The 12,492-nt window shown below is 42.7% G+C and carries 11 protein-coding genes and 1 pseudogene; 5 read left to right on the forward strand and 7 right to left on the reverse strand.

Translation table 11 applies throughout. The features are described 5' to 3' along the window. Positions 1-218: 218 nt before the first annotated feature. Entirely contained in the window at positions 219-851 is a 633-nt protein-coding gene (locus BN1691_RS03695) for a YczE/YyaS/YitT family protein (protein ID WP_048600881.1), read from the reverse strand. Positions 852-1,043: 192 nt separating this feature from the next. On the opposite strand from BN1691_RS03695, the gene BN1691_RS03700 reads away from it, so the two are divergent. The 4 genes and pseudogenes from BN1691_RS03700 to BN1691_RS15040 all read left to right on the forward strand — a co-directional run. Then, positions 1,044-1,496 (forward strand): hypothetical protein, encoded by a 453-nt coding sequence (locus BN1691_RS03700; RefSeq protein ID WP_048600882.1) that lies wholly within the window; start codon positions 1,044-1,046, stop codon positions 1,494-1,496. Between the two features lie 107 nt (positions 1,497-1,603). Then, a complete protein-coding gene (locus tag BN1691_RS15000; RefSeq protein WP_222704567.1) occupies positions 1,604-1,708 on the forward strand; it encodes a putative holin-like toxin in 105 nt (34 codons plus the stop codon). A 1,042-nt stretch (positions 1,709-2,750) separates the two neighbouring features. Further along, on the forward strand, positions 2,751-3,209 hold the full coding sequence (locus BN1691_RS03705; protein WP_048600883.1) for a hypothetical protein: 459 nt from the start codon (positions 2,751-2,753) through the stop codon (positions 3,207-3,209). 476 nt (positions 3,210-3,685) lie between these two features. After that, positions 3,686-3,811, forward strand: a pseudogene (locus BN1691_RS15040) (site-specific integrase); the annotation flags it as partial. Positions 3,812-3,899: 88 nt separating this feature from the next. Here BN1691_RS15040 and groL read toward each other — a convergent pair. From groL to BN1691_RS03730, 5 genes are all read right to left on the reverse strand, one after another. After that, entirely contained in the window at positions 3,900-5,534 is a 1,635-nt protein-coding gene (gene groL, locus BN1691_RS03710; protein ID WP_048600884.1) for a chaperonin GroEL, read from the reverse strand. A gap of 98 nt (positions 5,535-5,632) precedes the next feature. Continuing rightward, the gene (gene groES / locus BN1691_RS03715) at positions 5,633-5,914 is read right to left on the reverse strand and encodes a co-chaperone GroES (protein WP_048601186.1); all 282 of its coding nucleotides are present in this window, start codon (positions 5,912-5,914) and stop codon (positions 5,633-5,635) included. Positions 5,915-6,131: 217 nt separating this feature from the next. Further along, on the reverse strand, positions 6,132-6,998 hold the full coding sequence (gene tatC, locus BN1691_RS03720; RefSeq protein ID WP_076850093.1) for a twin-arginine translocase subunit TatC: 867 nt from the start codon (positions 6,996-6,998) through the stop codon (positions 6,132-6,134). A 44-nt stretch (positions 6,999-7,042) separates the two neighbouring features. Beyond that, on the reverse strand, positions 7,043-7,570 hold the full coding sequence (locus tag BN1691_RS03725; protein WP_048600885.1) for a MogA/MoaB family molybdenum cofactor biosynthesis protein: 528 nt from the start codon (positions 7,568-7,570) through the stop codon (positions 7,043-7,045). 97 nt (positions 7,571-7,667) lie between these two features. Continuing rightward, positions 7,668-8,243 carry a 5-formyltetrahydrofolate cyclo-ligase gene (locus tag BN1691_RS03730; RefSeq protein ID WP_048600886.1) on the reverse strand — a complete coding sequence of 192 codons (576 nt, stop codon included), beginning with the start codon at positions 8,241-8,243 and terminating at the stop codon, positions 7,668-7,670. Between the two features lie 69 nt (positions 8,244-8,312). Between BN1691_RS03730 and BN1691_RS03735 the strand changes: the two genes are divergently transcribed. Further along, positions 8,313-10,232, forward strand: a complete 1,920-nt coding sequence (locus BN1691_RS03735; protein WP_048600887.1) for an ABC-F family ATP-binding cassette domain-containing protein — start codon at positions 8,313-8,315, stop codon at positions 10,230-10,232. Positions 10,233-10,248: 16 nt separating this feature from the next. Here the strand turns inward: BN1691_RS03735 and BN1691_RS03740 are convergent, their stop codons facing one another. After that, positions 10,249-12,459: a hypothetical protein gene (locus BN1691_RS03740; RefSeq protein WP_048600888.1), complete on the reverse strand. Its 2,211-nt coding sequence runs from the start codon at positions 12,457-12,459 to the stop codon at positions 10,249-10,251. Positions 12,460-12,492 lie beyond the last annotated feature (33 nt).

Consider the following 12,492-nt stretch of genomic DNA (forward strand, 5'->3'; position numbering starts at 1 on the left):
TAGTCTTTTAATATCTCCTTCACCTCAATTAAATGATTAGTTCGTACACTAAGGACTTATACAGCAAGATCATTTCTTATGATTGTTTGCGATAGCTACCTCCCGACATGGATCTACAATCGTCAGCGCCACATGGATACCATATATATCCAATTATGTTAATATATCTTTTGTAATGTATTTAATGAAACCAAGAACGGGGTAAAGAAGAAAATGTATTATTTCAACGGTTGTACGCGATCTTGTTGGGATAGATGAGCAAGCAGTCCTTTGGCTTGAGGAAGTGATATAGCGACAATATTTCCAAGGGTAAATGCAATGATGACTGTACCAATTCCCACTGGTCCACCGAGTAACCAACCAAGAATAAATACAAGAATTTCATTCCCATTGCGTACCCAGGATATTTTCCAGCCTGTTTTTTCAACAATAAACAGCATCAGACCATCTCGAGGTCCTGCTCCTAAATCAGCGGCAATATACATTCCAATGCCATAACCTAAAATTATCGTTCCCAAAATAAAGGTGAGCACCTGTCCAACCAAGGTAGTTGGGGTGTACAGAATAAAATTATATAAATCAATAAAAAGCCCGAGAAAAAGCATATTTAGGAGAGTTCCAATTTTAGGAAATCTACTGGTAGCAATGGATGTAAAAAGAATAATCAAAAAGCCAACAATGATGGACCATGAACCAATGGTTAAGCCAAATTGAAGATATAAGCCATAGTGAAAGACATCCCAAGGGCCAATGCCTAATGGTTTTGCTTTAATGGTTAATGCAATTCCCAGGGCGACAATCATTAACCCCATGATGAAAAAGAACCAACGGAGAAGTAACGTTCGTTTCAATCCTACCATTCTCCTTACTCATACTTCTTTTCTATATATAACTTTACTATATTTTACATATTCTTGCTATATCGTTGTTTTTATGTATAAAGAGACGAGAGCATCCTACGAGTATTCTGTCCTTATATTTTTGTCGTGCAAAAATAATTATCTATTGGTATAATATCGTAAAAACCAATGGGAGGGATTGAGATGACGAAAGTAGGAAGACCTAAATCAGCCAATCCGCGTTCTTTGACCATACCTGAGGTCCGGGTAACGAGAGAGGAATATCGAATGTTTAAGCTGAAAGCCGCCCAGTACGCCAGCGATAGTACTGCAAAGTTAATTCGCAATGCCATCAAAGCATACAAGACCGTCATCGAAGAGGCTTGTCAATGTGGCACTATGATGAAAGAAAGCAAAGGTACGGAACAATATAAGTTCCAGCTAGACGAAATTGAACATTATATCACGATCACCAATATCCCTGTTTATCAATGTCCTGAATGTGACCTCGAGGAACGAAATCTGTTTCTGTTCGCTACACTGGAAGAAATCATTGAAGAAGAAGTAGATTGGCGAGTAAAAAACAGATTACCACTTCCTACAGAAATTGATTTTAACGATCTAGTGCAGGCGAAAGAACTAACCTATAATACATAAGAATATTCCATTTCCTTTTATACCATTATTTAACTACTATGATATAATAAGTACAAGCTGATGGTTAAGGGTGGAACGGCACGCCTCCGATGAAAGGAGGTGAAGCCATGTCTACTTTTGAAGCGTTAATGTTATCCATTTCGTTTACAGGATTAGTGATCGCAATCCTGAAACTAACGATAGAATTAACACGCTCCAAAAAAGACGAATAGCCACCCTCGGCCGGGTGACTATTCTTAACTCAAATTAGTTTTGGATAGTTGCCGTTCCTCCTTAAAGGGAATCAGCTATTGACCGTGGGTGTATCGAGCACCTGCGGTCATTTTTAGGATACGCATAATCCATACAACTTATAACTTGCTATCTTCACCTTCACTATATAATATATGAGAATATTTTACAACGTTTCACGTTGAAACATTAATCGAAGTCAATTCCAAAGATACAATGGTCAAAAACAAATTGAACGATCTTGCTATCATCGTTTGTCTCGAAAAATGGGATAGTTGCCGATTGAACTCTGGAAAATCTTTTTCTTGCACTTTCAATATGCCCTTTCCATCTGCAATTAGTATTTTATTTGCTGAAAGTATTGCTGTTCGTTTGTTTCCATTTCAAAAGAGCTGACTTCGCATCGCCCAAAGCATGTAGCGAATGGCTCTCTCTGTTGTATGTTCAATGGCGAGAATTCGATTCGCTTCCTCTTTCACCTTCTGTGGATCAGGGATCGATGGCTGATAGGAAACCCCTGAAATACCTACTCTTCCAGTTCAGAACTCACCCCAAGTCAACGCCTCATTATAAGCTACAAAACTATGGATCTTCTTTGCAAAATCTAAATTTACCATTCCTGTTTATGCAATACTAGTGATTATATTAATGTTTGTATATTTGCTTTATACCATTATAGTATTATACTGGAATTTAAATAACTATAATTGGATAGCTATCAGGAGGAGAGTAAAAGTACAATGGAGGTAAGGGTATGAAAAAATTGTAAGTATCATCATTTTATCTCTTAGTAGTGAAATAATTCGGGTCATAAATCCTTTAAATTTGGAAAAATGGGTCACTTCTTTTGTCATCAGCGATTCCATGTATTCACAAATTTGAGTACGGATACCACACCCGACAACAAAGAAGTTGGACCCCATGCCTAGTTATTTCAAGTAATTCCTTGATCTTTAAATGTGTGAAAGTTTAGTTAATAATATAAGAATACTGACTTAATCCTATCTAGGGAGGAGTGGTTTGTTGAAATTAAGATCTCTTCTCATTATTTTTATTCTTTCTTTGTTGGCTATTTCATATATGATAATTAATTACACTTACGAGAAGCGGTTTGAAGTCATTGAAAAATTACTTCAAGAAGCCCAAAAGGATTTACCCCATACAGATTTAATTATCACTGATATTCAATGGGACGATTATAAAAGTAAATCGCCCTATAAATACACAAGGGAAAGCATAGATTGGAACGCTTTTAAAGAAATTATTAACCGAAAAACTTTAAATTACAACACTTTATCCTATTCGACTTCCGCATCTCTTTTATATAAACTAACCCATCTTAAGGAGAAAACATGCAGCGTGCCCATTTATTTTTATGATAAACAGGGAAACGAACTAATAGAAATCGTTATATTAATGGAAAAAATAAAAGGATACTGGACAATCGTGGGACAATTGAACTATTCCCACTTACTTCGCTGAGAATGAAGTATTCTCGCCTAAAAGGTTATATGCTTTTTGTACCGACCGCAAGATTCGCTTTGTATCCGTACTAGAATGCATTCTTTCCTTCACTGTTTTTTTTGATACCCCACTTTGGTTGCAAGGGAACTTGGGAACATCACTCTTCCAAGAAAATATCCAATTGCGCTGCGATGGTTTTCTCGTATAAATGAAGCGTTAATGTTATCCATTTCGTTTACAGGATTAGTGATCGCAATCCTGAAACTAACGATAGAATTAACACGCTCCAAAAAAGACGAATAGCCACCCTCGGCCGGGTGACTACTCTAATCCGTTAAATAAAACAGTTTAGTCGCCGTTCCCCCTTAAAGGGATTCAGCTATTGACCATAGGTGTTACCAGCACCTGCGGTCATTTTTAGGATACGCATAATCCTTACTACTTATAACCTGCTATCTTCACCATTACTATATAATATTTGAGAATATTTTACAACATCACTTCTCGCAGAAATCGGACATACTGACGACGATACGACCAAGAACATTTATCTTCATGTGACTAAGCCCAGAAAGAAAGAGGCTTCCCAAAAGTTCAGTGAACTAATGAAGAGCCTCTAACTTTATATTGACCAATGTTACCTTTTTGTTACCTTTTGACGCTCATTGATCCATAAACCCTTGTGATATCAAAGTTCTATGAGCGATATTACATCATGCCGCCCATTCCACCCATGCCGCCCATGTCTGGCATAGCAGCTTCTTTAGGTTCTGGTTTGTCAGCGATGATGCACTCAGTGGTAAGGAACATAGCTGCTACAGATGCAGCGTTTTGAAGGGCAGAACGTGTAACCTTGGCTGGGTCAACGATACCGGTCTTAATCATATCAACCCATTCACCTGTAGCTGCGTTGAAGCCAATTCCTTCTTCGGAGTGCTTCAATTTTTCTACGATGATGGAGCCTTCTAGGCCAGCGTTTTCAGCGATTAAACGTACTGGTGCTTCTAAGGCGCGACGAAGGATGGATACACCTGTTGCTTCGTCACCAGTGGAAGCATCTTCTAATGCTTTAACAGCCTTTTCAACGTTAACAAGTGCTGTACCACCACCAGGAACAATCCCTTCTTCCACAGCAGCACGTGTGGAGTTAAGCGCATCCTCGATGCGGAGCTTCTTCTCCTTCAATTCGGTTTCAGTTGCAGCACCAACCTTAATCACTGCAACACCACCTGCTAATTTAGCAAGACGCTCTTGGAGTTTTTCGCGGTCAAACTCAGAGGTAGTCTCTTCGATTTGTGTACGGATTTGTGCAACACGAGCACCGATCTTACCAGTGTCGCCAGCGCCTTCAACGATGGTTGTATTCTCTTTCGTTACAACAACCTTCGCTGCACGACCGAGATGTTCTACTGTCGTAGCTTTGAGGTCAAGACCTAAATCTTCGGTAATCACTTGGCCACCCGTTAAGATCGCAATATCTTCTAGCATGGCTTTGCGACGGTCACCAAAGCCAGGAGCTTTGACGGCTACAGCATTGAAGGTACCACGTAGCTTGTTAACAACTAAAGTGGCTAAGGCTTCACCTTCAACATCTTCAGCGATTAAGAGCATTGGTTTGCCCATTTGAACAACCTTTTCAAGAACAGGTAGGAGCTCTTGAATGTTGGTGATCTTCTTATCGGTAATTAAGATAAATGGATTATCGAGAACAGCTTCCATCTTATCTGCATCGGTGATCATGTAAGGAGATACATAACCACGGTCGAATTGCATCCCTTCAACCACTTCTAATTCAGTGGAGAACCCTTTAGATTCTTCAATGGTGATAACACCATCATTACCTACCTTTTCCATTGCTTCAGCGATCAATTGACCCACTTCTTCATCACCAGAAGAGATAGCAGCTACTTGAGCAATGGATTCTTTACCTTCAATGGATTTAGAGATTTTCTTCAGCTCATCAATGGCTGTATGCGTAGCTTTTTCAATCCCTTTACGGATACCCATTGGGTTTGCACCGGAGGTTACATTCTTAAGACCTTCACGGATTAAAGCTTGGGCGAGGATGGTTGCAGTGGTTGTACCATCACCAGCTACATCATTGGTCTTTGTAGCAACCTCTTTCACCAATTGTGCACCCATGTTTTCATAGGGGTCTTCTAACTCGATTTCTTTCGCAATGGTTACACCATCATTTGTAATCAAAGGAGAACCAAATTTCTTCTCTAATACCACATTACGACCCTTAGGCCCCAAGGTTACCTTCACGGCATTTGCTAATTTATCAACACCACGCAACATGGCGCGACGTGCTTCTTCGCCATATTCGATCATCTTTGCCATTTAAAACCCTCCTCATATGTAGTGGTTTTATTCTTTAAGAATCGGTACATGATACGTCATCGCGCTGAGTATGAACTACTCAGTAAAGACTACTCAGACTACTCAACGATAGCCAAAATGTCACTTTCCCGAACGATTAAATACTCTTTATTGGCAACTTTCACTTCTGTGCCAGCATATTTAGAGTAGATTACAGTGTCACCTACTTTTACTTCTAATGGTACTCGATCATCTTCTACAAGATGACCAGAACCCACAGCAATAACTTTCCCTTCTTGAGGCTTCTCTTTTGCTGTATCTGGAAGTACGATTCCGCTAACTGTCTTTTCTTCTTTTTCCACGACCTCGATTACTACACGATCGCCTAATGGTTTTAACACGGTCATGCACCCTCCTTAATAATTGTAAGGAATTATTAGCACTCTATCCAGTCGAGTGCTAACAATTCTTATGATAGTCAGTTTAGCAACATTTTGCAAGCCCCTAATTGTAAAATTTTTCGTCATCGCCCTTTCATAACGTAAAAAGACCAGAAAAGTTTCATTTTCTTCTCTGGTCATGTACTTCCCAATTATTTATCTTGAGTGTTTTCCTATATTATTTATCCTTTTGATCCTTATCAATATCGCTTTCATTTTCTACATTTGAAACCTCAGTGGCATTTGCTTCTACCACCTCAGCGCTAGCATCCTCTGACTCATCGCTCTCATCATCGTCCATATCGAATTCCTTCTTCCACTCTTCTTCCCGCTTCTCCATCTTCTTATAGGTATTGCCAGAAAAGAAGATACTGATTTCATACAGCAAGAGTAAAGGAATGGTGACCAATATTTCCGAAATAAATTCCGGCGGTGTGATCATGGCACCAATGACTACAAGGAAGAAGTAGGAGTATTTACGATATTTTCGCATGAGCTGCGGTGTAATAATATGCAGACGCGTTAAGAAGATCACCACAATGGGCATCTGAAATAACAAGCCGAAGGGTAAAACAATGTTAAACATAAAGCGGAAATACTCCGCTAAGCCGTAAACCTCCGTTACACCCATGGATTCAGAAATAATCTTCATGAATCGTACAACCATGGGGAACAGGATGAAAAAGCCGAAAGAGATCCCTAACAGGAAAAGAAATGCTGCAGCAGGGATAAACTTTAAGGTCACCTTTCGTTCAGTGGGCTTAAGCCCAGGACTAACAAATTTCCAAACTTGATGTAAGAATACAGGGATGGTTATGATTAAGGAAATAATGAATGAGAACTGAATATACACCCTCAGACCATCCGTCATCTTAAATACATTCAGTTGAACTGATTTTGCTGCAATTTCCTGCATGTAATTAACAACCGGCATTGCTATCAGAAAACCAATGATCATCGTGATAAAGAAGACGACGAGGACGATGACAATCCGTTTTCTTAATTCACCAAGATGATCCCATAAACTCATGGCTTTATCTTCCATGCTCTCAACCACCCACTGTCTATCATTCGTTGTATATTTCTATCTTACCAGATTTCTTTATGCTCTTTTGCTAATTGTTCCCGATCTTCTTGTAAAACTTGCAAGGCGTGTAAAAGTTGGTCGTGAATTGCATGTAGACAGGTTAAGGCAGACTCAGGACTTCCGGGAAGATTGATGATTAAGCTATTCCCTCTGGTGCCTGCTAATCCACGGGTGAGCATCGCCCTTCGGCTAGTTTGTAATGCCATCCGACGCATCTCTTCTGCCATTCCTGGAATAAAACGATCAATCACTTGTCGTGTAGCTTCTGGGGTAACATCATCACGACTTAAGCCAGTTCCCCCGGTTGTGATAATCAGATCAGCACGTTCTCGGTCGATCCATTGTATTAGTGTTTCCCGAATCGTTTCAATTTCATCGGGAACACAGTCCTGAGAAATGGTACTATCCTTTAGACCATCATGTAGATTGAGACAATCATGTAGACAGGATATAATCTGAACCGCTGTGTCCGCTGGTTTCTTCCTCTGAAACACGGAATTGCTGACAGTGATAACCACTACCTTCCACACATTCCGTACCCCCTCTTATGAACTCAATCCTATCATACAACAAAAAAATGTAACATTTGCTAGGCATTCAAGACAAATTATTGAACACCCATTCGGTCTAAACCCTTTGAGGGCCGCGATATACCCTCTCTTCGGTGATCAGCCAATCATAGGTACAATCCTGTGGTTCTGTTGGAACCTGAACGACCACTTGACGTTGAAATGCCACAGCAACCCTGGGAATCTGGGGGGGGATTTGGGGGAGAAAACGGTCATAGTACCCCTTTCCATAACCCAATCTTCCACCCTGCTGATCAAAGGCCAGACCTGGCAAAAGAACCATGCCTAACCTCGTGATCTCGCTTGGCTTCACCCTTTCTGGTATCGGCTCAAGTATGCCATAGGATCCACCCTCACATTGACTCCAGAAATCAAGCTGATAAAAGCGGATATTCTCCCCTTCTACCCGCGGGACATGAACCTTCTTCCCCATTCCCCAAGCTTCTGCAAAGATCTCTGTGATATCCACCTCCGAACCAAACGGTATAAAGAGGGCGATCTCCTGTGCTGACTGAAACTGGGGTAACTGTAAAAATGTCTGAACGATGACCTTCGATGCTTCTGCCCGTTGGGTCAGAGGTAAGCCATCTCGTATCCCTTTCATCTCACGACGAAGTGCCTTTTTTTCCTCCACTCTATCCCCTCCTTCTCCCTTGTCTCACCTCATTATCTCATGTAAACTGAAAGCATTGAGGTGAACGAAATGATTCTCTTGCAGGCCAATGATATTTGTAAATCATTTATTCGCGAAGATATCTTAGATCATGTTTCTTTAACTATAAAAAGCACGGACAAGATTGGACTTGTTGGGATTAATGGCGCAGGTAAATCTACCCTACTTAAAATTATTGCAGGGGAACTCACTCCTGACAAGGGGGAGATTTTAAAACGTAAGGAAGTCACCATGGGATACCTTGCGCAAAATTCAGGCTTAGATAGTACCAAGAGCATCTGGGACGAAATGCTCAGCGTCTTTCAGGATGTCATCCAGATGGAACGGGAGCTCCGGGAGCTGGAACAAGCCATGGGAGAAGCCACCCTCCACCATGATGAGGATGCCTATCAGCTCCTCATGGATCGTTATGCCCAATTACAGCATCAGATGGAGGAAGCTGGAGGATATCGCTATGAAGCCACCATTCGCTCTATCCTCCATGGTATGCAATTTGCACAGATTCCTGTGGATACGCCCATCTCTGCATTAAGCGGCGGACAAAAGACACGTTTAGCATTGGCGAAGCTCCTCTGCCAACAGCCTGATCTGCTCATTCTGGATGAGCCCACCAACTACCTCGATGTGGAAACCTTGACCTGGCTCGAACAATTTCTCATTCAGTATCCCAGTGCGGTCTTGATCGTCTCCCATGACCGCTACTTTCTCGATAAGGTCGTACATGTGATCTATGAGTTAGATGGCAAACGGACCAAGCGGTACAATGGAAACTATTCACGCTACTTAGAACAGAAGCAGGCAGACCTAGAGCAATACAAACGACGCTACGAGGAACAGCAGGCCTTTATTCAGCAAACATCCCAATTTATTCAGAAGAACATCGCCCGTGCCTCCACAACGAAAAGGGCACAGAGTCGACGTAAGGCCCTAGAAAAGCTTGAGATTCTCGAACGTCCACAGGATGGTTCATCCAAGACACATTTTCATTTTATGGCACAGCAAGAGAGTGGCTATGAGGTTCTACAGGTTCGTGACCTTGCGATTCAGTTTGATGAAAAACTCCTCTTTCATGATGTGAATCTTGATCTCGTCAAGGGCGAACGTGTGGCCATCGTAGGGCCCAATGGGATTGGTAAATCATCATTTCTCAAAACCCTCATTGGCGAACTTCAGCCAAAGCAAGGATCCATCCGGATTGGCACCAAGGTGGAGATCGGGTACTATGCTCAAGAGCATGAATTACTCCATTCCACCAAGAGTGTGATCAATGAGCTATGGGATGATTTCCCCATCCTCCAAGAGGTGGAGGTACGTACCATACTTGGTCAATTCCTCTTTCGTGGTGATGATGTATTGAAGCAGGTGTCTGCCTTAAGTGGTGGTGAGAAAGCACGCCTTGCCCTTGCGAAATTAATGTGTAAACAAGCCAATCTACTCATACTAGATGAGCCGACCAACCACTTAGATATACCTAGCAAGGAGATCCTCGAGGATGCTTTAGCCGATTATCCTGGAACCATCCTCTTCGTCTCCCATGACCGCTACTTTCTCAATAAACTATCCACCCGTACCTGTGAATTGCATCCAGAGGGACTCACTTCCTATCTGGGGAACTATGATTACTATCTGGAGAAGAAGCAAGACCTTCTCCTTGATCAGCCTCCAGCTCAGGTTCGTACCGCTCCAGAGGCCATTACAGAGTCCACCCTCAGCTATGAGGAGGAGAAAGAGCTAAAGCGCTTAAAACGACAGCGGGAACGGCGGATCGTCGAGCTCGAGGGTCTGATTGAAGTACAAGAACAGCAGATTAAAGAAATTGAAGAGGAGCTCTGCTTACCCGAGGTCTATCAGGATCATGTGGCTAGCGAGGAGCGACTGACACAGCTTAAAGAACTACGTGAGCAAATCGATGCATGGTATGAAGAATGGGAAGAGTTGCAAGGCGAATAGCCACGCAACTCTTTCTTTATTCCTGAAAGTGTCGCACTTGCTGCATCTCCAGCTTCATGATCAAGAGGGGAACCACAGCATAGAGGAGCATAATGGCTGCAGCAACGATGCCAGAGTCATTAAAGATGAGTGCTACGATGGATGCCACTAATACTGATGTAATGCCTCTCCCCCCTACCGGACTCTGTTCATGAAGGGAGTGCCACCATTTCGTCTGTTGATAAATGGAGAAAAACAACAGAATAAACAACGAAACAATAAAGAGCTTACTCCACATGGAAATTTGAATGAGGCGCCAATTCATCTGCCATTTTCGTTGAATGATCTCCCATAGATATGCGGAATCACCAGCTAAGATCTTCTCCAGAGTACGACCGATATGGGTCTGTCCACTACTTCCTCCCCAGAGATTACTTAGGGCAAATAGGAGAATGAGGAACAAACCTGTCCCACTGATGAGCATGATTCCTTTCCAGTTCATCGGCAGCCTTGGTACGTACCAGAGCGTAAAGCTAAATCCTAGCAAGGCGGTGATCGCTCCGCCTGCATTGCTCCCACCCATGGGTAGTGCAAGATAGATGAAAATCGCCAAAGCAATACATACAATGAACCCGAAAAGCCACCGGTTTCCTCGTTTCGTAAGAGGATAATACTTTTGTATCGAGGTTGTCATTAACAAAATCGTCGTCCCAACCAGCAGTCCCATGTATTCATTGCCTAAGCCATAAAAGCGTGCACCAATGATGGGATCATAGCTGAAAACAGAGCGATAGATCAAACTCGGTGTAAAAAGAGCGATGATGAGTAAGGAGAGCAGGCTATAGCTAGCCAGTATCATAAACCGAGTAGTAAGGGATTTACGTACTAGTAGCCAGCCTACACCGCTGGCAAAAAGGAAATACACCAGGATCATCACTCTTGGCGGTATATATTGTATCCAAATTGCATCCAGTAAAAAGAAGCTAGGGAGTAGTAAGGTTGCCCATAGCATGCTTTGACAGAGTCGATATTGTCCAGTTGTAAGGGAGATACGCTGCCACATCACAAGCAGGGTGAGTAATAAAATGAGGATCACGATGAAAATATAACTAGAGAGCACAGGAGAACGCTTCTCATAGATGGTCTGTGCTAACTGTAGGTCAGCATACCAGCGCTCCTTATCATAATGTGGTAAAAGCTCTACGGGATGACCTGTCATCTCTTGGGGAACAGGTAATTGAAGATGCTGAAGAATGGTCGCCGTAAGATCTGTATGGAGGATAATGCCTGGCTGCCTTGTGGAGGGGGAGCTTAGCACCCCACCATCCCCTCTATGCCAGATCTGTAAAGGAGCAAGACTAGGTGCACTTTGACTTGCAGGAGCGAATAGCATCACCAGCTCCTGCTCTGTTCTGGTGTTATTCAACCATTGGAGGAAGTAACTTAACTCACGAAGTGTTTGCTCCTGCAAAGACTCATAACGCTGGCTATCTAGGCGTTCTTCCCATTTTTTCAAGCGTAGCCAATCCCCCAGTTGGAACACTGTGAGGCCCCATTGTGAGCGCTCCGTTCTGTATCGGTCTTGGAGATATGAATAATTGGTACGCCAGCTACCAGGCCAGCTAGAATCGTATAGCAAGCTGACATCAGTCACATTGCCAAATGCAGTCATGCCATCCTCCGTCATGGTGATAAGGGGTGCATAGCGAATTCGCTTCATCCCTTCATCAAAATTACCATAGACAGCGATTCGTGCTCCATGCTGCTGCAATGTGGAACCAAGCAAGCCCGGGCGTGCTGAAATACTACGCTCAGCATTCTTCCTCTGCAATGCGCGAATGCCTGAGGAAAAAATCGCCCCTTCCTGTTTTTGGCCTAAGATCTGAAGCTGTAGTTGTTCTGATGTTATCCCCAGATCATCCACAATCTCATCAGTCTGATAATGCTCAGAATAATAGGGGGCAGGAGCATAGGCACGCTTCCCTGCACCAATACCTAAATAGACACTGCTAGCTTCATAGCCCTGTGCAGTTCGAAGATTAACACCAGCAACTTGACTACGCTCCTGTAGCTGCAGTGGGAATCTTTGCTGCAGTTGCTGCCACTGTGTCAAGCTTAACCCATCCACTAAGAGGAGGACCACATGGGGGGCTGCATTGGTCTGTGCCAGCACAGCGTTTTTTGTTTCGAACCCGAGCAAGGTAATGAATATACATATCCATAGGATGATGTGCTGAGCACGTCGCAATTGGAATCCCTCCATCTCCTACATAGGGTGGCA

Origin of the sequence: Rubeoparvulum massiliense (genome assembly GCF_001049895.1) — a bacterium.
Lineage (GTDB): Bacteria > Bacillota > Bacilli > Rubeoparvulales > Rubeoparvulaceae > Rubeoparvulum > Rubeoparvulum massiliense.